Below are 21,773 nucleotides of genomic sequence, written 5' to 3'. Positions count from 1 at the left end.
CAGCTTTTTCGTTTCGCCATCGTAGAGCATCCACCGCGGGTGCAGCGCCCGATCATCGGCTCGGCGCAGTAGCGACGACCATATGTCCCGATCGCCGGAAATGCCGGGGGCGCAGGCGATTCGGACCGCCGCCGCCGCACCGGAACCGGGGTGCGGCGGCCGTCCGATGTCGCTATTCGGTCAGCCCTCGTCCGGGCTCACCAGGCACAGCACCCGCGGGTTCGGCTGCGGGTAGACGATCGTGTCGTTCTCCCCGAAGTCCGCACCGCAATCGGTCCGGGTGGTGCTGCCGTCGATGATGCGGCCGATCTTGATGTAGGTAGTCGTCCCGATCCCCGACCCGGCCCGCGCCGCGGTGGCACAGTCGATCTTCTTGGACGAGGCCGACAGCTTGTCCATGTCGACGCAATCACCTTGCTGCACATTGAGTTCCAGGCAGATCTTGCTGTTGCGGTGACCGCCGGTGGTGGTCACCGACTCGTAGTCCGGCCCCGGGCAGGCGCCGGAATCCGCGGAAACCGAGCCGACCTTGTACACGGTCGCCGGATCGCCGCAGGAGATCTTCTGGACCTTCACGTCGAAGGAACTGCCGCTGAGCGCGACACAGTCGCCGACCTTCGTGGTGTTCATCGTGTCGTACGACTTGTTACCGCTGTGCCCGTGGTCGCGCCAGACGTTCCAGGCGAATCCGAGCCCGATCAGCACCAGAATCGCCACCACACGCACGATCCAGGCGCCCGTTTTGCGAGGCGGGCGCGGCGGCGGCGCCGGCGGATACCCCGGCGGCGGATAACCGGGCGGCGGAGCCTGTGGATAACCCGGCTGCGATGGTGGCGCGTACCCCACCGGCGCCGGTGGCGGCGACTGTGGAACCTGTTGCCACTGCGGCCCGCCGGACCCCGACGGCGGATAGCCGGATGGAACTGTCATCGATCCCCTCGCTGATTCGACACGGGTACGGCAACACTCGCCGTCGCCCCACGAGTCGGGAACGCTACAGCCCCGATCTATGGTTCGCAATGCACTTAATGTCCTTTATGTGACAGTGCGCCAAGCTTTTACAATTCGGCCGATCACTTCGCCGATCGCCGCGAAGACCGCGCCAGCAGACCGATCACCGCACCCGCGCCGAACAGCACGACACCGGTCGATGGGGTGAGGCCCGCGCGGGCCCGCGGCGAGATCACCGCGGGGGGTGGCGGCTGCTGCGGCTCGACGGTCTCCCGGGTGTCCGCCGCGGTCGCCGCCCACGCGGTGGTGAACAGAATGATCCGGCTGGTGATGTTGGCGAACACCATCAGGCCGATGATCGGGCCGAACGCGACACCGGCCGGGCTGGTCAGCACCCGCTTCAGATAGAACGAGGCCACCTGCTTCCAGATCTCGAAGGCGACCGCCGCGATCAGGGCCGCCTGCGCCGCGTCGACCAGCCGCACCGGCTGCCGCGGCAGCCGGGCGATCACCCAGGCGAACACGGCCCACGTCGCGACCACCGCCAGGACCAGCGCGGTGATGGTGAGCAGCACATTCACCCCCGGCGCGCGCTCGAGGTGTACCAGCTTCAGCAGATCCAGGCCCAGGTTGCTGCTCGACAGCGCCGACAACCCCGTCGACAACAGCATCGCCGCCGCCAGCCCCAGCAGGGCCAGCAGATCGGAAATCTTGCTGCCGAACCAATTCCCGTCCGGCGCAGGCTGTTCCCACAGCTCACCGAGCGCGGCCCGGAGATTGGCCATCCAGCCGAGCCCCGCGTAGCCGGCGCCCAGCAGACCCAGCACACCCACGCTGGTACGGGACCGCACCGCCTCGTCGATCAGTTCGTTGACCTGGTCGCCGAGCGAACCCGGCATGCTCTGCACGATCCGGTTCTCCAACTCGGAGAGCAGGTGCGGATTGTGCGAGAGCACGAACCCGGCCACCGCGAACCCGACCATCAGCATCGGGAACAGCGCCAGCACCGTGAAATAGGTGAGCCCGGCGGCGTAGTAGTTGGCACGCTGCCGCTGATACCGGCCGCCGGCCCGGACGATGTGGGCGAGCCACGGCCGCGCCCGCACCAGGGCGGTGAGCCGTGCCCGGACTCTGCTCAACAACTCGACCTCCCGGAAACCTTCGGCCCCACGGAGCGGTCGTCACCGAGCCAGGAAACCCACTCGGTCGTACACCTGCGCGAGGGTGTTGCCGGCGATCTCCCGCGCGCGCTCCGCGCCGGTGGCGAGGATGCGATCGAGCTCGCCCTGATCTGCCAGATACCCTCGTACCTTCGCCTGAAACGGCGTCACGAATTCCACCAGGGCATCGGCCACGTCGCTCTTGAGGTCACCGTACCCCTTGCCGGCGTAGTCCTGTTCCAGCGTCACGATCGGGGTGTCGGTCAGCGAGGACAGGATGACCAGCAGGTTGCTGACCCCCGGCTTGGTCTCCGGGTCGTAGCGGATCTCGCGCTCGGTGTCGGTCACCGCCGAGCGAATCTTCTTCGTGGACAGCGCCACATCGTCGAGCAGGTTGAGCAGCCCGGCGTCGCTGGCCGCCGATTTGCTCATCTTCGAGGTGGGATCCTGCAGGTCGTAGATCTTGGCGGTGCCGGAGACGATGTGCGCCTCGGGGACCACGAAGGTCTTCTTGAAGCGGGTGTTGAACCGCTGCGCCAGATTCCTGGTCAGTTCCAGGTGCTGGCGCTGATCCTCGCCGACCGGCACCAGATGCGGGCGGTAGAGCAGGATGTCGGCCGCCATCAGGACCGGGTAGGTGAACAGGCCGACGGTGGCGTTGTCGGCGCCCTGCTTGGCCGACTTGTCCTTGAACTGCGTCATCCGGCTGGCCTCGCCGAAGCCGGTGAGGCAGCTGAGCACCCAGGTCAGTTCGGCGTGCTGCGGCACCTGGCTCTGCACGAACAGCGTCGAGCGCTTCGGGTCGATGCCCAGGGCCAGCAACTGCGCGGCGGCCACCTTGGTGCGGGCGCGCAAGGCCTTCGGGTCGTGCGGGACCGTGATGGCGTGCATGTCGGGGATGAAGTAGAGGGCGTCGAAGTCGTCCTGCAACGTCACCCAGTACTGCAACGCGCCGAGGTAGTTGCCGAGGTGGAAGGAATCACTGGTCGGCTGGATCCCGGACAGGACCCGCTGCTTGCGCTCGCCGGTGGGTGCAGGACTGGACATGCCCCGATCTTCCCATGTCCCGGCAACGGATTTTTCCGGGGCAAAGGCAGCGGCCGGATCAACCCTCGCTCTCGACCAGATACAGCCGCGGCGGCAGCGCGGGCAGGCCGAAGTAGTGGGCCAGCGCCGCGTTGAGAGCGTCCCGATCGGAGTGGTCGGCGCGCCGGACGGGCCCCGGCGCGGGCGGGTCGGCGGGCCGGGGGGTCAGGGCGACCACGCCGGGCGGCAGATCACCCGCGCGGGCCGCCGGCTCACCGGGCGCCCCGGTCAGCAACTGCCGCAGCGCCTCGTTGACGATGTGCTTCTTCGATCGGCCCCGGGCGCGGGCGGCGTTCTCGAGCAGTACCAGTACGTCGTGATCGAGAGTCACCGTCAACCTCACGGCCCCCATCCTCCCCGCGCCCCGCTCCGGTCATACCTGGATCAGCCGCGGATTGATGTATCTCACAGTCAGGCCGTCAGGGTCACGACATCGCCGCAGGGTGGAGTACCTTGCAGCACCGCGCGATACACGGCGTGCTTGGCGGACCAATAAGCCGCGGCATCGGACGTGGCGGCGGCGAACCAGGACAGTTCCCCCGGCTCGTCGGCGAGCAGTTCCGCCGAATCCCGGATCAGTGCCACATATCCGGCGGCGGCACCCACGAATTCGTCCAGATCACGCAGACATTCGTCGAAGGCGTCCTTGTTCTCGCCGAAGTAGTAGGGGAATTGGAAGGCGGCCGCGAACTCGTCGAAAACGCCCGCGAGCGTGCGCATCCGGGCGCCCCGCAGTTCCCGGGCGAGATATCCGTCCGGGACCCGGTACCGCACACCGCTGAACCGGCCCGCGTCCACCGCCAGCGCGCCCAGCGCCGGGGTGGCGGTGGTGTCGTACGGCACGGCCGCGGCGGTCGCGATCCGTGCGGACGGAGCGGCCAGGAATCGCGCCAACGTCATCGATGCGCCCGCCACGGCATCTCCCCTCACCGCATCCTCGTGAACGTCTTGTAATGGTCGCCGGTGTAGTACGCCGAACCGTCGCTGCCGGTGATGATGCGTTCCGCATCGCGGCCCTGGCCCGGTTTCTTCGGGTTCACATCCCATTCCTGATAGGTGATCGGGTGACCCGCCGAATCCTGTTGCGGGAGTTGCCCCTGCCGGTTCATCCAGTGATCGCCGCCCTTGGTGCCGGGCGCGTTCGCGGAATCGGGCCAGCGGCCCGCATCGATCTCCCGCAGCGTCTGCACGGCCCGGTCGGGCACAGTGGCGATGTGCTGCGCGGTGACGGGCGACAACGACATGGTGCCGGCGGTGATCGCCGGTATCGGCCGCGCGCTCGTATCGGCGGTGTGGTGCTCGCCGTGGGCAATCAGCAGCCCCGCGAGCACCACGATCAGCAGCCCTGCGAATGCGGCTACCCCACGAAAACCCTTGCCGGAGAATTTCATCGGTACTGCACCGTCACCGGGGCATGATCCGACCAGCGCAGCGCGTAATCGGCCGCGCGCTCCACCACGGCCTGTTTCGCCCGCTCGGCCAGCGATCCGCGGACCAACTGGTAATCGATGCGCCAGCCCGCGTCGGTATCGAAGGCGCGGCCGCGATAGGACCACCAGCTGTACGGGCCGGGCACCTCCGGATGCAATTTCCGCACCACATCCACGTAGCCGGCGGCCAGGATGTCGTCCACCCAGGCGCGTTCGCCGGGCAGGAAGCCCGCGTTCTTCACGTTGCCCCGCCAATTCTTGATGTCGAGTTCGGTGTGCGCGACATTCCAGTCGCCGCTGATCACGAAGTCGCCGCGCTGCGCCTTCAGGTGCGCCCCCAATTCGCCCAGGAAGCGGTACTTCTCCTCCTGCATGGGGGTGTCGGCCTCGCCGGTGTGCACGTACACGCTGGCGACGGTGACATCGTCGAATTCGGCCTCGACGTAGCGGCCCAGGCCGTCGAACTCGGTGCTGCCGAACCCGATTCGCACCGCGCGCGGGGTGCGCCGGGACAGGATCGCGACACCGGCGCGGCCCTTCGCGCCCGGTTCGGCATGTGCCAGTTGCCAGCCCTCGGCCAGCGCGGGCGCCAGCGCCGCGCGGGTCTGCTCGTCGGTCGCCCGGGTTTCCTGCAGGCAGATGACATCCGCCTCGGTGGCCGCGAGCCACTCCAGCATTCCCTTGCCCGTCTTGGCGGTCGCCGCGCGTACGCCGTTCACGTTGATCGTCGAGATGATGATGGGAGGCACCAGACGACCGTACAATGCAGGTCGGACACTTTTCCTGTGGACATCGACGTCGCGCTGGTGAACGGCGCGCATCAGGAAGGGGTTCACGACAATGACGTCGCGCACCACCGCCCCCGCCCCGGTCGCCGCCATGCACACCGGATCCGGCGATCCCCTGTTGCTCCTGCACGGGTTCATGCTCTCGCCACACTGCTGGGAACAGGTGGCGCTGCGCATGTCCGGAAACTGCGAGGTGTTCGCACCCGCGTTCGCCGGGCACTGGGGCGGGCCCGACCCCGGCGGCCGCACCCTGGACGTGGGCATGCTGGCCGATCTGGTCGAACGGCAACTCGACGAATTGGGCTGGCGCACCTGCCATGTCGCGGGTAATTCGCTGGGCGGCTGGGTCGGATTCGAGCTGGCCCGGCGGGGCCGCGCGCGCACGCTCACGGCGATCGCGCCGGCCGGCGGCTGGCACACGCCGTCGCTGCGACAACTACGGGTGGGCCTGAAGTTCCTGTCGCTGTTGCCGATCGTGGAATTCGGCAAGCTGCTCGGGCCCGGTCTCCGATTCGGCTCGCCCGCACGGCGTTTCGCCACGCTGGCGCTGAGTCACCGCACCGGTGCGGTACCGCGGTCCGCGGTCGAGGCGGCGATCGCCGCCGCACTGCACTGCCCGGCGATGGTGCCGATGCTGCTCGGCGGCCTGCGCGCGCCCGGTGTCACGGATCTCGGCGACCTGGAAACCCCGGTGCGCCTGCTGCTCTGCGAATACGACCGGGTGATCCCGAATCGCAGCTACGCGGAACTGTTCCTGCGCGAACTACCGGAATCCGCCGACCGCATCCTGGTGCACGACGTGGGTCACGTGCCGATGCTGGAGGCGCCGGACCGCATCGCGACCCTCATCGCGGAGCACATCTACGCCAGCCGGGGCCACCTGCGCGCAGTGTGACCTCCGGCGGGCGGTGGGCAAGGGCGGCAACGAAATTCCACAGCCGGAAAGTTGTCCACAGACTTGCACATCCGCCGGAAGAACCGAACGATCGCCGGTCCGCGGCCGACTATCTTGGTGCCCATGGGGAGTCCTACACACCACAAAGAACGCGCAGCTCAACTGCGCAACGACGTCGACGACATGTACCAGCTGCTCGCCGACACCAACGCCTCGGTGCATCGAGCCCACGCCGCCATCCGCGGCCTGGACATGAATGTGCGCCGCTACCAGAAGGTCAACGGTCAGCAATTCGGCATCCTGACCGCAACCCTGCGCCAGCACGGCCGTCGGCTGGACGGCATGGACGCGCGATTCGACGCAATCGACAAACGATTGGCGAGCACAGACAGTCGGCTCGAAAATCTCGAGGGCCGGCTCGAACATGTCGAGGACCGACTCGAAAATCTCGAGGGCCGACTCGAACATGTCGAAAGCCGGCTCGAACATGTCGAGGGCCGACTCGAACGTGTCGAAGGCCGACTCGAACGTGTCGACAGCCAACTCGAGGAGTTCAACGGTCGGCTCGGGGGCATAGACGATCGGCTGGCCGAGCTCGTGCAGATCCTGACCACCCGGCTGCCGATGGGGTGACGGAAACAGTTCGGGCACCCGCTGCCACCGGATCGGTGGGGGCGGGTGCCCGGGATCGCGGGCCGACCGGTCTCGTCCGGGGTAGGCCCTCAGCGCGGCGCGCGCCGATGGTTCGCATCAAGTCAGCGCGCGCCGACAGGGTTCACGTCGGCTCGCCGCACACCGGCAGGTCGCATCGGGCGGTGTGTGGCGGGTGGGTGCGCCTCAGCGCAGCTCGCGTGCCAGGTTGGCGTCGAGCACACCGAGGAATTCCTCGGTGGTGAGGTAGCCCTGATCACCGCCGACCAGCAGCGCCAGGTCCTTGGTCATCTGGCCGTCCTCGACGGTCTTGATGACCACATCCTCCAGGGTCTGGGAGAAGCCGATGACCTCGGGGGTGTTGTCCAGCTTGCCGCGGTGGGCCAGGCCCCGGGTCCACGCGAAGATCGAGGCGATCGGGTTGGTGGAGGTGGGCTTGCCCTGCTGGTGCTGACGGAAGTGGCGGGTCACGGTGCCGTGCGCGGCCTCGGCCTCGCAGGTCCGGCCGTCCGGGGTGAGCAGCACCGAGGTCATCAGGCCGAGCGAACCGAAGCCCTGCGCGACCGTGTCGGACTGCACATCGCCGTCGTAGTTCTTGCACGCCCAGACGTAGCCACCCTCCCACTTCAGCGAGGAGGCGACCATGTCGTCGATGAGCCGGTGCTCGTAGGTGAGGCCGGCCGCGTCGAACTGCGGCTTGAACTCCGCGTCGAACACTTCCTGGAAGGTGTCCTTGAACATGCCGTCGTAGGCCTTCAGGATGGTGTTCTTCGTCGAGAGGTACACCGGGTAGTTCTGCTGCAGGCCGTAGTTGAACGACGCCCGCGCGAAGTCCTCGATGGACTTCTTGAAGTTGTACATACCCATGACGACGCCGCCGTCCTCGGGGATCTTCACGACCTCGTGGACGATCGGCTCGCTGCCGTCCTCCGGGGTGAAGGTGAGGGTGACCGTGCCCGCCTGGTGCACCTTGAAGTCGGTGGCGCGGTACTGGTCGCCGAAGGCGTGACGGCCGATGATGATCGGCTTGGTCCAGCCCGGAACCAGTCGCGGAACGTTGGAGATGATGATCGGCGCACGGAAGATGGTGCCGCCGAGAATGTTGCGGATGGTGCCGTTCGGCGAACGGTACATCTTCTTCAGGCCGAATTCCTCGACCCGGGCCTCGTCCGGGGTGATGGTGGCGCACTTGACGCCGACGCCGTGCTCCTTGATCGCGTTGGCCGCGTCCACGGTGACCTGGTCGTCGGTCTTGTCCCGGTACTCGATGCCGAGGTCGTAGTACTCGAGGTTCACATCGAGGTACGGGTGGATCAGCTTGTCCTTGATGAACTGCCAGATGATCCGGGTCATCTCGTCGCCGTCGAGTTCGACGACGGTGCCTTCAACCTTGATCTTGGACATGGATCTTCGTGTCCTCCTAGGAAGGTGCTCCCATTGCACAGGCCAGGCGAACACGCTTGTGAGCGGACCCCAGCTGGTCAACGACAACGTATATGTCCCGCGCTGTCCACGAGACTTGTGGTGCCTAAACAAGACAAGCGTACTGGTGCGCTGTGTCTCACATCCAGGGGGCGGCCCTTGTAGCGATCACCCATTGCCCCAGCGCGGTGGCGCAGGTCACGCATGACGCCATACCAAGTATGCATAACACGGGTAGGTGGCCGGTTACCCCGGGGTAGGCCCACCGGCCATGACGCGAAGGTGCCGGACGCCGCGGAACGGACGCCCGGCACCACCGGAATGTGAGGAATCAGACACCGATCGCCGCGTGCTCCGCACCCTCGATCAGGTTCTGCGGCTTGTCGCGGATCATCAGTCCGACGATCACGATGGCCGCCAGGAAGAATCCGGCCCCGATGTAGAAGGCCACGTCGTAGCTGTGGATGGCCGCGCGGGCGGTGACGTGGTCGATGGTCGCGTTGTGTTTCGCGTAGCGCTCGGCGACCTGCACCGAGATGCTGGTCAGCAGGGCGGTGCCGATCGCGCCGCCGACCTGCTGGGCGGCGTTGAGCAGCGCGCTGGCCACGCCGGAGTCCTCGGCCTCGACCTGGTGCAGCGCGGTGGTCTGCATCGAGACGAACAGCGCACCCATGCCGAGCGCGATCAGCGAGATGGCGGGCAGCACGCTGGCGGCGAAGCCGGCACCGTAGTCCAACTGGGCCAGGTAGACCAGCCCCGCGATGCCCAGGATGCCGCCGCCGATCATCAGCGGACGCGGGCCGATGCGGGGCAGCAGCGTGCTGGCGACCCCGGCGGAGATGATGACGCCGATCGGGAACGGCAGGAACGCCACACCGGCCTTCAGCGAGCTGTACCCGAGGGTGACCTGCAGGTAGTAGCTCAGGTTGATGAACATCGCGAACATCGCGATCGGCACCAGCAGCGCCACCAGGTAGGACCCGCCGCGGTTGATCTCGCCGGGGATATGCAGCGGCAGCAACGGATTGGCCGAGCGGCGTTCGATCGCGACGAACGCCGCCAGCAGCGCGACACCGACGATCAGCAGCGCGAGCGTGGAGCCGGCCAGCCAGCCGTCCTCGGCGGCCCGGCTGAATCCGTACACGATGGAGATCAGGCCGAGGGTCACGGTCACCGCGCCCGGCACGTCGTACCCGCCGGTGCGCGGCAGGGGGATGTCCCGGATAACGAAGGCGAATGCCCCGGCCAGGGCCAGCAGCGCCACCGGCGTGTTGACCAGCAGGCACCAACGCCAGTCGGCGTATTCGGTGAGCGCGCCGCCGACGATCAGGCCGATGGCCGCACCACCGGCCGACACGCCCGCGAAGGCACCGAAGGCCCGCGCGCGTTCGCGCGGTTCGGTGAAGGTCACCGACACCAGCGACAGCGCCGCCGGGGCGAGCACCGCCGCGAAGGCGCCCTGCAGCGCGCGACCGGCGAACAGTTCGGCGGCGTTCTGGGCGAGCCCGGCCAGGGCCGAGGCGGCGGCGAAGCCGACCAGGCCGATCAGGAACATCCGGCGGCGGCCCAGATAGTCGGCGAGCCGGCCACCGAGCAGCAGCAGACCGCCGAAGATGAGTGTGTACGCGGTGAGCATCCACTGCTTGTCACCGTCGCTGATATGCAGATCGCGCTGGGCGAACGGCAGCGAGATCGTGACGATGGTGGCGTCCAGCACCACCATCAGTTGAGCCAGGGCGAGCACGCCCAGGGCCCACCACCGAGTCGAGCGACCGCGCTCGGCGGCGGCGGTCGGGGATTCGTTTTCTGCGATCCCGAGATCGGTCATGGGAGAAGAACTCCTGAGTAGGAAGCAAGGTGGAGCTATCGTGTCATCAGCAGCCAAATGGCGTCAAGAGAAAAATGTCTGAGTGCGACATTTGACATCTCTGGTCATGATCTCGTAACACGGAGTTAGAATGCGAGGATGCTCGGCTCCCATCCCTGTCAGCCCCGGGCCGGTCTGCGTGAGCGCAAGAAGGAACAGACCCGGCGGCGAATCATCGAGGTCGCACTACAGCTCTGCGACAGTCAGGGCTTCGACGCGACCACCGTCGAACAGATCGCCGACGCCGCCGACGTCTCGCCACGCACGGTGAACCGGTACTTCGAACTCAAAGAGGACATCGTCCTGGCGCCCACCGAGGACTGGGGCCGGCGGGTCGCCACCGAATTGCGCAAGCAGCCGATCACCGGCAACGAACTGCTCGCCCTGCACAATGCCCACCTGGCCGTGGCCGAGCGCAGCGGTGACGACGAGACGCTGCCGTTCGCCTGGTTCCAGCAGATGCAGCGGATCATGCGGGGCAGCGCGGCCGTGCGCTCGCGCAGCATGGACTTCATCGACACCAAGACCGCCGAACTGAACGCGGCGCTGGCCGAACGCCTCGGGCTCGATTCCGAGTCGCTGACCGTGCGCCTGATCGCCGGTACCTGGCACGCCGTCATGCGCGCGGGCATGGAGTGCCAGACCGCACTGACCGAGTGCAGCCCGGCGGCCGCGCCGGAACTCATGATCGAGGCCGTCCAGACCGCCTACGACGAGTTCAAGCGGGTGTGCGCCTTCCCGATGGCCGCCGCCGAGTAACCCCGGCGCAACCCTTTGACAGCATCGGATTGCGATCCGATACCATCCAACACAGGTCATGAGTACCAGCGCCAAGCCCCGGCTCGCTGGTCGGCAACCCTCCTAGTTGCGGTGGGGTGCTCCGGGTGATGACCGGGCTTCCGAGAAGGTCCGGGAGCAAGCGCGACGTCAGGAGTACCACCATGAGCAACCCCATCGTGCCCGGTATCGGCTGTGCGGCGGATGCGGCGGGCATGCGCCATCCGCTCGCTACCATCGAAGGGGTGCACGACTTCTCGTTCGCTGCGACGTATCCCGGGTCCGGCACGGTGGCGGCACGGTGACCGTGGACATCGACGCACGGACCTCTCACGCCGCGGCACTGCTACCCCCGCCCGACGGCACGCTGGGCACCATCGCCGTCGGTGATGTGCGGCTGGAGAACGGAGCGGTCGTCCCCGACGCGGTCCTGGCGGTACAGCGCTGGGGCGAACTGGCGCCGAATCTGGACAATGTGGTGCTCGTCGAGCACGCACTCACCGGCGATTCGCACGTGGCGGGCGTACCGGACGCGGTGCATCCGCTGCCGGGCTGGTGGGACGGGATCGTCGGCCCGGGGGCACCGCTGGACACCGACGAATGGTGTGTCGTCGCCACCAATGTGCTCGGCGGTTGTAAGGGCAGCACCGGGCCCGCTTCGCTCGCCCCGGACGGAAAGCCTTGGGGCACACGGTTTCCCGAGATCTCGATCCGTGACCAGGTGACCGCCGAGGTGGCCCTGGCCGACCTGCTGGGCATCGACCGGATCGCCGCGGTGGTCGGCGGATCCATGGGCGGCATGCGAGTGCTGGAGTGGATGGTCGGATATCCGCAGCGGGTCGGGGCCGCGCTGGTGCTGGCCGTCGGTGCGCGCGCGACCGCCGACCAGATCGGCACCCAGACCACCCAGATCGCCGCCATCACCGCCGACCCGGATTGGCAGGGCGGCGACTATCACGGCACCGGCCGGGCGCCGCGGACCGGCATGGGCCTGGCCCGCCGGATCGCGCACCTCACCTACCGCACCGAATTCGAGCTCGATCATCGCTTCGAGAACCAGGCCCAGGAGGGCGAGGATCCACGGGCCGGGGGCCGTTACGCGGTGCAGAGTTACCTGGACCACCAGGCCGACAAACTGGTCTCCCGGTTCGACCCCGCGACCTACGTCCTGCTCACCGAGGCGATGAACCGGCACGATGTGGGCCGCGGCCGCGGCGGCGTCGAGGCCGCGCTGGCGGCCACGCCGGTGCCGTGTGTGGTGGGCGGCGTCGACTCCGACCGGCTGTATCCGCTGCGTACCCAGCGGGAACTGGCCGATCTGCTGCCCGGTTGCCGGGGCCTGGAGGTCGTGCATTCCCGTGACGGGCACGACGGCTTCCTGACCGAGACCACCGCGGTCGGAAAGCTGCTGGTCCAGACAATGGGCCTGGCCCGGGCCGCCCGCGACCGCTGATTCAGTCGACGCCCAGGCTGCTGATCGTCGCCGCCAGCGTGACGATGGCCCCGCCGAGCACGGCGTAGGTCCCGACGTCGAAGGGCCTGCTGCGCACCGCCAGCAGGCCCACCCGCGCGGTCGGCACGCACAGCCGCAGCACCGCCGCCAGCAGGATCGCCCCGCCGATGACGAAGGCGCCACGCCGCCACCGATCCTGGGCGACGAACACCACCGCCACCACCAGCACCGCCACCACCAGCGACATCGGCAGATGGTGGCGGAAGAACCGGCCGACGGCGCCGGAACGCGGCAGGGTGGAGGTCTCGGTCACGGCTCCGATTCTCGCATCCCGGCCGGGATAGCGGCGGTCCGCTGTGCCGCCGCGAGGCCGACGGGGATACTTACCCGCGTGCTTCATCTGGTGTTCTTCGAACCTCGTATCCCGCCGAACACGGGTAACGCGATCCGGCTGGCCGCCGGCACCGGGTGCACGCTGCATCTGATCGAGCCGCTCGGGTTCGATCTGTCCGAACCCAAGCTGCGGCGGGCCGGGCTGGACTACCACGATCTGGCGTCGGTGACCGTACATCCGGATCTGGCGGCCGCCTGGGCGGCGATCGCACCGGAGCGGGTGTTCGCCTTCACCGCCCGCGCCACCCGGCGCTACACCGACGTGGCGTATCTCGAGGGAGACGCGTTGCTGTTCGGGCCGGAGCCGACCGGACTGCCCGACGAGGTGATCGCCGGCGACCGCGTCACCGACCAGGTGCGCATCCCGATGCTGCCCGGACGGCGCTCGATGAACCTGTCCAATGCGGCGGCGGTCGCGGCATACGAGGCGTGGCGGCAACTCGGGTTCCCCGGTGGTGTGTAGCGCGAACGGCCGGGCAACGCCGACAGCGGCGCGACGAGGTGCCGTCGTCCACACGGCACCGGCGATCGGCGCCACCGTGTCAGCCGCACCGAGCCCTGTCGTACACACGACACCTGCGACCGGCACCGTCGGCCGAACCCAGTGCTGTCGTGCACGACACTGGCGATCGGCATCGTCGCATCGGCAGGTGCGTGCAGGTGGTGAGGAGGGAGCGGCGATGGTGATTCGGGTGGTGGTCAAACCGAACAGCAGTAAGGGGCCGTTGGTACAGGTGCTGGAGGACGGCACGCTCCAGGTGTACGTGCGCGCTCCGGCTGTCGAGGGCAAAGCCAACGCGGCGGCGGCCGAGGCACTGGCCCGGCATTTCGGGGTGTCCAAGAGCGCGGTGCGGTTGACCGGTGGTGCGACCTCGCGGTTCAAGCGGTTCGAGATAGATGGTGAGGTCGCTCAGGGGTAGGGCACGCGGATGTCGAGCACGTTGTGCGCCAGCACCCGGGCTTCGTCGCCGGCGGTCAGGACCAGTTCGCCGGCGCGGTCGGTGGGGACGCGATCCGGACCGGAATACCGCAGTTGCACGGTCGCCGATGGTGGCAGGGCGAGTCGGCGGAGCACGTCACTGCCGCCGTGCCGCTGCCATTCGGTGCCGTGCCGGAACCAGACCTCACTCGCGGTGAGTCGTTCGGGAGTGCCGGGCTGCCATCGCGATTCGCTGACGTTCAGTTCACCGGCGTCCCAGCGGGTGTCGAGCAGGGCCGAGCAGCCGGGGCCCGGGGGCAGGTCCCACTGCTCCGATAGGCCGGAAGGCAGTTCCATCCACAGCAATTGCGCAGTACCACAGGTCTTTCCGTCGCGCCGATAGCCGGGCACCGCCAGCTCCCGGCCGTTCGGGTGCAGAACGGCGTGCTCGACGGCGGTGTTGATCCCGTCGATCCGGCCCAGGGGACGCACCGCGCCGGTGTCGGCATCGGCCAGGAACAGATGGTTCAGGGCCCAGTTCGCTCCGGGTGGGGCCTCGAATTCGGCGAGGATCAGGGTCCGATCGTCGGCGGCGAGCAGGCGCGGGCCGGTCACGAGATTGCCCGGTGCGATCGGGTCCGGGGCCGGTGGTAGCGATACCGTCACGCGCACAGCAGAATTCGGGCTGTGGAGGTCGGCCTGCACGAATTCGGCGGGCGGGCGCCACCAGCCGACGGTCGTGCCGTGCAGCGGGAACACCCGATCGCAACGGCAGTCGAGGGCGCCCGGCAGCATCGCACCGCCTCGGGTCTCCACCGCCCGCACCGTGCCGGTGGCGTCGAGCGCGTAGACGTGCGAATTGTCGCGGGTGAAGCCGACGTCGGTGTAGTGCCCCGGATGCCTGGCGATCACCCGGTCCTCGGTCGCGAGCACCACCTCCGTGGTGGAGCGGAAGACGAACGGATGTTCCGCCGGTTCGGCGGCGACGCTGCCGCGCAGGGCGACCACGGGTCGAGTGGCGATCGGCATCCGACCGGCGCATCCGCTGGTCAGCAACGCCCATGCGAGCACCGAAAGCACGAGCACACAGCTGCTTCGGGGAATTCGGCGCTCGCACACCACAAATGGGCCACGCGGCGCCGAGTGGCGAGTCATCCGAGCACCTCCAGCGCTCGCCGGTAGAAGCTCTCCCGTTCGGCCAGGCCGTTGTAGCCGCCGTTGACCGCCGCGGTGACGGCGGCGAAATCCCCGAGGTCGGCGAGCGCGTTGATCGCGCGCGAGCGCCAATACCATTGGGCGACACGAAATCCGATATCGGGGCGGGCCGCCGCTTCCGGATCGCCCTCCAGATCGAGCCCGAGGGCCAGACCGGCGTCACGGTAGTTGCCGCGACCCGTCAGCTGGATCGGGCCGCGGCCGTGGAACAACGGACCGTCGCCGGGTTCGGTGTTGCCGGGGGCGGCATTCGGCTGTCCCGGATCGTACTGTCCGAAATACTCGGCGCCGCCGAGTTCCTCGAAGTACTGCAACTGGCCGCTCTCGTGCGCCAGCTGAGCCAGAAAGGCTGCCTGCCGTAGGGGTGTGGTGATGCCGCCCTCCAGCATGGCGGCGTTCAGCGCGGGCAGATACTCCGCGGCCCGGTCCGGCGACAGCTGCGGCATGATGGCGACGAGTTGCGCCAGGGTGATGCCACCAGCCGAGCCGATCGGGCCACCTTGTGCGTGGGACGCGATGGCGGATGTCGCCGCGGTGGAACCGATCGCGGCGGGCTCCGCGTCGATGGCCTCCGTTTCGGCAACCTCCGCATCCGCAGGTCCGGCGGCGGCGGAGGCGCGATCGAACGCCTCGAGATCGACCTGCCCGGAATCGATCTCGTCGAGATCGGCCGGTTCGAAGTAGTCCATGCCGACGCGGCCGTCCGGGCGATACCGGGACCGCGCCGCATCGCCTTCGAGATCGTCACCGATCCCCGCCGACCGGACATCGCTGCCGCGGAACCCGTCCGGCCCATCGGCCGACAGACCACCGAGCGTGCCTTCGCTCCCCGGTGAACGGTGGACGTCGTCCATCGTCAGGCGGCCGGGCACCTCGGCACGGTCGGCCGACGCGCTTCCGGTCGATTCCCGATCGGTGTGCGGCACCGGGTCATCGGCCGGTCCGTTGTCGTCGGTATACCCCATGTCATCGATCTCCTCTGCATCATCGATCGTCTCCGAACTGCCGGAAATCTCCGCCTCGCCGGTCACTTCGGACTGCTCGGTGCTGCCGCCGGAGTCACCGGCGTCGGACTCCGGGGCAGTGGAGTCCCACTCGGCGTCGGTCGCATCGGTGTCGTCCGGATCTCCGCCGGTATCCGAAACCTCGGACATCTCGGCGGCTTCCGAGACCACAGCGGTCCCACCCGAGTCCGACACCATCGCCGCGGCAGCGACAGGACCTACCGATGTCGCGTCGACCAGACCGAACATCGCTGCCAGACAATTGATTTCGTCACTCACGGTCAGGACGGCGGTGCGGCCGCGGTCGGCGGACCTGGTCACGGCGGTGACCGCTTCGGCGAGCAGTTCCGACCACTCGCCGGCGACGGCGGGTTGCTCGGCGGTGACCGTCCAGTCGTCGGCGACCGTACAGCCGGCGGCCTCGGCATCGGCGGCGTAATCGAGAGCGGCCAGGGCGGTGTAGTGCAGGTCGGTCAGTGCCGTGGCGCCGGTGTCGCGCAGTGTCGCGACCCGGTCCCACAGCAATCGGTTGCGGCGATGCGCCGCCTCGACGTGGTCCAGGACGGTGTCGTAGGCCGTGCCCTGCCAGCCCTCGCCGTCGAGCCGGTGACATTCGGTACGCACCGCGCCGGACAGACTTTCGGCGTCACACAGGAAACGATCGAACAGCCCCCGGAGACCGAGGGCGGCCTCGAGGGCGCGCCATGCCTCGACCACCGAACGGGGTGGGGGCATCCGGGGCGGGGTCATATCCGTACCTCCAGTCGGAACAGGGCGGTGGCCTGGCGGTGGTCCGCCGCCGCGTATCCCTCGACGGCGACGTCGGTGTGGTCGGCCAGCCGGGCGAACCACGCCGCGCTGCGACGGACGAGATCGGCGGCGGCCTCGGCGGATTCACACCAGGCCGCGGCCAGAGGACTGTGCGGGACCAGATCGGCGACCAGCGCCCGCACCTCCCGCGCCGCCTCCGCCGCGCCGTCCATCTCACGGAAAGCGCGCCGGGCCACGCCGCCGAATCGGCGTATCGCCTCGACGTCGGCAGCGGCAGCGGCAGCGGCGATCGCGGCGCCGGCATCGCAGGAACCCGAGATGCACGAACCGGACATGCAACCCCCTCACGTGCTGGAGTGGTGTTCGATGCCCGCGACGGTAACCGCGGCCGGGAATGCCTGTCACCACCGTTCGCACAGCCGCACCCCGGTCCCGGCGACACCACCGTGACGCGCCGAGAAGTGGGGTGCGAGTAGCGGGTAGCGGGTGCGGGAAAATGTCGACCGACAGGTCCTTTCTGTGGACCCGGTACCCTCGCGTAGGACGGGGCGACGAGCCCCACCAACGGGAGAGCGCAGGCATGGTCAAGCGTTTCGCGACACTGCTGGCAGTGGTGGTCGCAGTGCTGCTGACGGTCGCCGGGCAGGCATGGGCCGGTCCGGTGAGCATCCACGACGACTCGAAGGTGCTGGACGTCACCCGGGTGACCGAGGCGGGCAACACGCTGCCGGATCCGGTCCAGGTCTTCACCACCGAGAAGGACGCCGACAACAACTCCGCGTTCGACCAGGAGGCGCAGTCCCACATCAGCGGTGCCACCGATGTGGTGATCGCCATCAACACCAAATCGCATCACCTCGCGATCCGCACCGGCACCAATTCGCACATCCGCGACACCAGCGCGGCGGGGAAGGCGTTCAGCAGCGCGTTCGGCAGCGGTGACTACACCGGCGCGACGGTCGCGGCCCTGAACTCGCTGGGTACGGCGGCCGGACAAGGCGCTCCGGCCAAGGCCCCGGCACCGTCGCACGCACCGCAGGCACAACATCGCGGCACTCAGCATTCCGGGTTCAGCCTGTGGGGCCTGCTGTGCCCGATCCTGGTCGTCGTGCTGATCGTGGCGGGTGTGGTCGCGCTGATCCGCCGCCGGAGCGGCGGCGGGGGCGGTGGTGGCGGCACGTTCAACCGTGGCGGGCCACCGGCCGGTTACGGCCCGTCCGGCTACGGCCCCGGCCAGTACGACGCCGGGTACGGGCCCGGCTACGGCGGCGGTCCGGGCTACGGACGGCCGGGCATGAGCCCGGGCATGGCCGGTGGGCTCGGCGCGGCGGCCGGTGCGGTCGGTGGCGGGCTACTCGGCTACGAACTCGGCAAGATGTCGGGCGAACACGAGGACCGCGGCGACTACGACCGTGGCTACGACGCGGGATACCAGGCCGGCGACCAAGGGGGCGGCGGCTACGACCAGTCCCAGGATTGGGGCGGCGGCGGTGGTGACACCGATTTCGGCGGCGGCGGTGGCGATTTCGGCGGCGGCAGCGACAGCAGCTTCTGATCCGGCTCCGCCGGCGGATCAGCGAAAGTCGCGGGATCTGGCGGTGATTCGCAGGTCCAGGCGCTGCACGTGGTCGGCCAGGACGCTGACCGCGCCCTCCGCGTTCTGTAGTCGGCCGCGGATCAGCAGGGCCGGCGCGCCTTGCAGCAGGCGCCGGTAGCGCGCCCACAGACCGGTCGAGCACACCACGTTCACCATGCCGGTCTCGTCCTCCAGGTTCAGGAAGGTGACCCCGGCGGCGGTGGCCGGGCGTTGCCGATGGGTGACTGCCCCGCCCACCAGCACCCGGGTGCCGTCGGGCTGCGCGAGCAGGCGATCCGCGGGCAGTACGCCCAGCGCATCCAGTTGCGGCCGGAGGAATTCGGTCGGATAGCTGTCCGGCGACACCCCGGTCGCCCAGACGTCCGCCGCGGCCAGTTCCAGGTCGCTCATGCCGGGCAGGGCGGGGGCCGTGGTGGCCGCGCCGGTGCCGGGCAGCCGGTCCGGGCGTTCCCCCGCCGCGGCGCCCGCGGCCCACAGCGCCTGCCGCCGGGTCGTTCCGAGGCTGCCCAGTGCGCCCGCGGTGGCCAGCGATTCCGCTTGCGGCACGGTCAATTCCACCCGGCCGGTGAGATCCGGGAACGACGTGTAGGGCCCGGCCGCCCGGGCCGCGACGATCTTCTCGGCCAGTTCCGTGCCGATGTGCCGCACCGCCGCCAGTCCCAGCCGCACCTGGGCGCCGCTCTGTTCCAGGGTGGCCGCGGCGCGGCTGTGGTTGATGTCGGGACCGTGCACCGTCACTCCGTGCCGGCGGGCGTCGGCCACCAGTGACTGCGGTGAATAGAAGCCCATCGGCTGCGCGTTGAGCAGTCCGGCGCAGAACGCCGCCGGATGATGCCGCTTGAACCAGGCCGAATAGAACACCAGCGCGGCGAAGCTCTGCGAATGACTCTCGGGGAAACCGAAATTCGCGAAGGCGTACACCTTCTCGTAGATGCGGTCGGCCAATTCGCCGGTGATGCCGTGCAATTCGCGCATCCCGGTGTAGAAGCGCCCGCGCAGCCGGTTCATCCGTTCGGGAGAGCGCTTGGACCCCATCGCCCGGCGCAGCTGATCGGCCTCGGCGGCGCTGAATCCGGCGACGTCGACGGCCATCTGCATGAGCTGCTCCTGGAACAACGGCACCCCCAGCGTGCGGCCCAGCGCATTCTCCAGCGCGGGATGGTCGAAGACCGTCTCCTCCAACTTGTTCCGCCGCCGGATGTAGGGGTGCACCGACCCGCCCTGGATCGGACCGGGACGGATCAGCGCCACCTCCACGACCAGGTCGTAGAAGTTGCGCGGCCGTAGCCGCGGCAGCGTGGCCATCTGCGCCCGCGATTCCACCTGGAACACGCCCACCGAATCGGCCCGCGACAGCATCTCGTAGACCGCCGCCTCGCTCAGGTCCAGGGTGTGCAGCTCCACGACCTCGCCGACGTGCTCGCGCACCAGATCGATCATGTAGTGCAGGGCCGACAGCATGCCCAGCCCGAGCAGGTCGAACTTCACCAGACCCACTGCGGCGCAATCGTCCTTGTCCCACTGCAAGACGCTGCGGCCGGGCATGCGGGCCCACTCGACCGGGCAGACGTCGGCGATGGGCCGATCGCAGATCACCATGCCGCCGGAGTGGATGCCCAGATGCCGGGGCAGGCCCTCGATCTCACCGGCCAGTCGCAGCACCTCGGCGGGAATGTCGGTGTGTTCCTCGGCGGCCACCCCGGTCCAGCGGCTGACCTGCTTGCTCCAGGCGTCCTGCTGACCGGGTGAGAAGCCCAGGGCCCGAGCAGCATCGCGCACCGCCGACTTGCCGCGATAGGTGATCACGTTCGCCACCTGCGCGGCGTACTCGCGGCCGTACTTCTCGTAAACGTGCTGGATCGCCTCCTCGCGGCGATCGGATTCGATGTCCAGATCGATGTCCGGCGGCCCGTCCCGCTCCGGCGACAGGAACCGTTCGAACAGCAGCTCGTTGGCCACCGGGTCGACATTGGTGATGCCGATCGCGTAGCAGACCGCGGAATTGGCCGCCGACCCCCGGCCCTGGCACAGGATGCCGTGTTCCCGGCAGAAGTCCACGATGTCGTGCACCACCAGGAAGTAGCCGGGGAAGCGGAGTTCGGCGATCACCCGCAGTTCGTGTTCGAGCTGCCGGTACGCCTTCGGATTCTCCTGTGGCGGGCCGTAGCGGCGGACCGCGCCGGTGAAGGTGAGCTGCCGCAACCACGAGATCTCGTCGTGCCCGGTCGGCACCTCGAACGGCGGCAGTTGCGGCGCGATCAGCCGCAGGTCGAAGGCGCATTCGCGGGCCAGATCGGCGGCATTGCCCACCGCCTGCGGGCAGGCCGCGAACAGCCGCGCCATCTCCGCTCCCGAGCGCAGATGCGCGCCACCGGCGGGTGCGAGCCAGCCGTCCATGTCGTCGAGGCCGCGCCGGGCCCGGACCGCGGCCAGGGCCATCGCCCGCCGGCGCTGCGCGGGTCCGGCGAAATGCGCGCCGGTGGTGGCGACCACCGGCAGCCCGGCCCGCTCGGCGAGGGCGATCAGCCGCGCGTTGCGCTCGTCGTCGGCGGGGATGCCGTGCCGGGTGAGCTCCACGGTCACCCGGTCGCGGCCGAATCGGTCCGTCAGCTCCCGCAGGGCCGTCTCGGCGGCCGCGTCGCCGTGCCGAAGCGCTTCGCGCACATGGCCTTTGCGGCAGCCGGTGAGGATCTGCCAGTGCCCGCCGGCGGCCGCGGTGAGCCGATCCAGGTCGTAGCGCAGCACCCCCTTCTCCCCCGCCACCATGTGCGCGGCCGACATCTCCCGGGACAACCGGCGGTACCCCTCCTCGCCGCGGGCCAGGACCAGCAGGTGCGGGCCGGCGGGATCGGGTGCGCCGGTGCGGGGTTCGGACTGCGGCAGCCCCGCCCCGAGCGACAGCTCGGCGCCGAACACCGTCGGCAGCCCCCACTCGGCCGCCGCCTCGGCGAAGCGCACCACGCCGTAGAACCCGTTGTGATCGGTGAGGGCGAGCGCCTCCAGGCCGAGCCGGACCGCCTCCTCCACCAGTTCCTCCGGCCGGCAGGCGCCGTCGAGGAAGCTGTAGGCGGAGTGGGCGTGCAGTTCGGCGTACCGCACCACCGGCTCGTCGAGCGACGGCCGCGCGCCCGCCCGGTAGGCGTCGCGGGACCGGGACCACGCCGGGCCGTCGCCACCGTCGCCGGGCGGCAGGTCACGGCCGGGGCGGCCGGACAGCACCCGTTCCATCTCCGACCAGGTCGGCGGACCGTTTCCCCAGCCCATACACACCTCCGGCAAACCGATCGGTACCCTTATTAGTCGAACATACATTCGATGACCGATTTGCCATACTTCGGCATGCCCGACTGTGACGAAGCACGCTGGCAGCAGAACTTACTTCAGAGTAAGTTGA

At 69.0% G+C, this 21,773-nt stretch carries 22 protein-coding genes and 1 riboswitch; of the genes, 8 read left to right on the top strand and 14 right to left on the bottom strand.

All coding sequences use genetic code 11. The annotated features are described in order from the left end of the window. Positions 1-180 precede the first annotated feature (180 nt). The 7 genes from LBW94_RS33245 to LBW94_RS33215 form a co-directional block, all read right to left on the bottom strand. On the bottom strand, positions 181-717 hold the full coding sequence (locus LBW94_RS33245; RefSeq protein WP_225059533.1) for a hypothetical protein: 537 nt from the start codon (positions 715-717) through the stop codon (positions 181-183). 356 nt (positions 718-1,073) lie between these two features. Beyond that, entirely contained in the window at positions 1,074-2,093 is a 1,020-nt protein-coding gene (gene yhjD, locus LBW94_RS33240; RefSeq protein WP_225059534.1) for an inner membrane protein YhjD, read from the bottom strand. Positions 2,094-2,132: 39 nt separating this feature from the next. Beyond that, positions 2,133-3,158, bottom strand: coding sequence for a tryptophan--tRNA ligase (trpS, locus tag LBW94_RS33235; RefSeq protein WP_225059535.1), 1,026 nt, complete (start codon positions 3,156-3,158; stop codon positions 2,133-2,135). Between the two features lie 58 nt (positions 3,159-3,216). Beyond that, positions 3,217-3,540: a CopG family transcriptional regulator gene (locus LBW94_RS33230; RefSeq protein WP_225059536.1), complete on the bottom strand. Its 324-nt coding sequence runs from the start codon at positions 3,538-3,540 to the stop codon at positions 3,217-3,219. Between the two features lie 68 nt (positions 3,541-3,608). Then, positions 3,609-4,112 carry a barstar family protein gene (locus tag LBW94_RS33225; RefSeq protein WP_323137990.1) on the bottom strand — a complete coding sequence of 168 codons (504 nt, stop codon included), beginning with the start codon at positions 4,110-4,112 and terminating at the stop codon, positions 3,609-3,611. An 11-nt stretch (positions 4,113-4,123) separates the two neighbouring features. Next, positions 4,124-4,588, bottom strand: coding sequence for a ribonuclease domain-containing protein (locus tag LBW94_RS33220; protein ID WP_225059537.1), 465 nt, complete (start codon positions 4,586-4,588; stop codon positions 4,124-4,126). Further along, positions 4,585-5,376: an exodeoxyribonuclease III gene (locus LBW94_RS33215; RefSeq protein WP_225059538.1), complete on the bottom strand. Its 792-nt coding sequence runs from the start codon at positions 5,374-5,376 to the stop codon at positions 4,585-4,587. The genes LBW94_RS33220 and LBW94_RS33215 overlap by 4 nt, the downstream gene beginning before the upstream one ends. 91 nt (positions 5,377-5,467) lie before the next feature. On the opposite strand from LBW94_RS33215, the gene LBW94_RS33210 reads away from it, so the two are divergent. Together LBW94_RS33210 and LBW94_RS33205 are read left to right on the top strand one after the other, a co-directional pair. Beyond that, positions 5,468-6,310 (top strand): alpha/beta fold hydrolase, encoded by an 843-nt coding sequence (locus LBW94_RS33210; RefSeq protein ID WP_225059539.1) that lies wholly within the window; start codon positions 5,468-5,470, stop codon positions 6,308-6,310. Between the two features lie 63 nt (positions 6,311-6,373). Continuing rightward, positions 6,374-6,943: a hypothetical protein gene (locus tag LBW94_RS33205; RefSeq protein WP_225059540.1), complete on the top strand. Its 570-nt coding sequence runs from the start codon at positions 6,374-6,376 to the stop codon at positions 6,941-6,943. A gap of 204 nt (positions 6,944-7,147) precedes the next feature. On the opposite strand, the gene LBW94_RS33200 is transcribed toward LBW94_RS33205, so the two are convergent. Both LBW94_RS33200 and LBW94_RS33195 read right to left on the bottom strand, forming a co-directional pair. Further along, complete coding sequence (locus LBW94_RS33200; RefSeq protein WP_225059541.1) at positions 7,148-8,365, bottom strand: NADP-dependent isocitrate dehydrogenase; 1,218 nt, start codon at positions 8,363-8,365, stop codon at positions 7,148-7,150. A gap of 349 nt (positions 8,366-8,714) precedes the next feature. Then, positions 8,715-10,211, bottom strand: coding sequence for an MFS transporter (locus tag LBW94_RS33195; protein WP_225059542.1), 1,497 nt, complete (start codon positions 10,209-10,211; stop codon positions 8,715-8,717). Between the two features lie 138 nt (positions 10,212-10,349). Here LBW94_RS33195 and LBW94_RS33190 point away from each other — a divergent pair, with 138 nt between their 5' ends. From LBW94_RS33190 to metX, 3 genes are all read left to right on the top strand, one after another. Continuing rightward, on the top strand, positions 10,350-11,009 hold the full coding sequence (locus LBW94_RS33190; protein ID WP_225059543.1) for a TetR/AcrR family transcriptional regulator: 660 nt from the start codon (positions 10,350-10,352) through the stop codon (positions 11,007-11,009). A gap of 54 nt (positions 11,010-11,063) precedes the next feature. Further along, positions 11,064-11,178: riboswitch (SAM riboswitch) on the top strand. 13 nt (positions 11,179-11,191) lie between these two features. Next, positions 11,192-11,332 carry a hypothetical protein gene (locus tag LBW94_RS33185; RefSeq protein ID WP_225059544.1) on the top strand — a complete coding sequence of 47 codons (141 nt, stop codon included), beginning with the start codon at positions 11,192-11,194 and terminating at the stop codon, positions 11,330-11,332. Further along, positions 11,329-12,480 carry a homoserine O-acetyltransferase MetX gene (metX, locus tag LBW94_RS33180; protein ID WP_416276998.1) on the top strand — a complete coding sequence of 384 codons (1,152 nt, stop codon included), beginning with the start codon at positions 11,329-11,331 and terminating at the stop codon, positions 12,478-12,480. The genes LBW94_RS33185 and metX overlap by 4 nt, the downstream gene beginning before the upstream one ends. Position 12,481: 1 nt before the next feature. Here metX and LBW94_RS33175 read toward each other — a convergent pair whose 3' ends face one another. After that, a complete protein-coding gene (locus LBW94_RS33175; RefSeq protein ID WP_225059586.1) occupies positions 12,482-12,727 on the bottom strand; it encodes a DUF3017 domain-containing protein in 246 nt (81 codons plus the stop codon). A 144-nt stretch (positions 12,728-12,871) separates the two neighbouring features. Between LBW94_RS33175 and LBW94_RS33170 the strand changes: the two genes are divergently transcribed. Together LBW94_RS33170 and LBW94_RS33165 are read left to right on the top strand one after the other, a co-directional pair. Further along, a complete protein-coding gene (locus LBW94_RS33170) occupies positions 12,872-13,336 on the top strand; it encodes a tRNA (cytidine(34)-2'-O)-methyltransferase (RefSeq protein WP_225059545.1) in 465 nt (154 codons plus the stop codon). 217 nt (positions 13,337-13,553) lie between these two features. Next, positions 13,554-13,793, top strand: a complete 240-nt coding sequence (locus tag LBW94_RS33165) for a DUF167 domain-containing protein (protein ID WP_225059546.1) — start codon at positions 13,554-13,556, stop codon at positions 13,791-13,793. Here LBW94_RS33165 and LBW94_RS33160 read toward each other — a convergent pair. The 3 genes from LBW94_RS33160 to LBW94_RS33150 form a co-directional block, all read right to left on the bottom strand. Next, positions 13,784-14,878: a hypothetical protein gene (locus LBW94_RS33160; protein ID WP_225059547.1), complete on the bottom strand. Its 1,095-nt coding sequence runs from the start codon at positions 14,876-14,878 to the stop codon at positions 13,784-13,786. The two genes, LBW94_RS33165 and LBW94_RS33160, sit on opposite strands and share 10 nt — an antisense overlap. A 65-nt stretch (positions 14,879-14,943) precedes the next feature. Beyond that, on the bottom strand, positions 14,944-16,761 hold the full coding sequence (locus LBW94_RS33155; RefSeq protein WP_225059548.1) for a glycoside hydrolase family 19 protein: 1,818 nt from the start codon (positions 16,759-16,761) through the stop codon (positions 14,944-14,946). Further along, positions 16,758-17,117, bottom strand: a complete 360-nt coding sequence (locus LBW94_RS33150) for a hypothetical protein (protein WP_225059549.1) — start codon at positions 17,115-17,117, stop codon at positions 16,758-16,760. The genes LBW94_RS33155 and LBW94_RS33150 overlap by 4 nt, the downstream gene beginning before the upstream one ends. Before the next feature lie 245 nt (positions 17,118-17,362). Here LBW94_RS33150 and LBW94_RS33145 point away from each other — a divergent pair, with 245 nt between their 5' ends. Continuing rightward, positions 17,363-18,337: a hypothetical protein gene (locus LBW94_RS33145; RefSeq protein WP_225059550.1), complete on the top strand. Its 975-nt coding sequence runs from the start codon at positions 17,363-17,365 to the stop codon at positions 18,335-18,337. Between the two features lie 18 nt (positions 18,338-18,355). Here LBW94_RS33145 and LBW94_RS33140 read toward each other — a convergent pair whose 3' ends face one another. After that, positions 18,356-21,643, bottom strand: a complete 3,288-nt coding sequence (locus tag LBW94_RS33140) for an error-prone DNA polymerase (protein WP_225059551.1) — start codon at positions 21,641-21,643, stop codon at positions 18,356-18,358. Between the last annotated feature and the right edge of the window lie 130 nt (positions 21,644-21,773).

This window comes from Nocardia sp. alder85J (assembly GCF_020176955.2).
In the GTDB taxonomy this organism is placed as follows: Bacteria; Actinomycetota; Actinomycetes; order Mycobacteriales; family Mycobacteriaceae; genus Nocardia.
The sequence above is the reverse complement of the archived record's forward strand: the minus strand, read 5'-3'. Positions and strand labels throughout refer to the sequence as shown.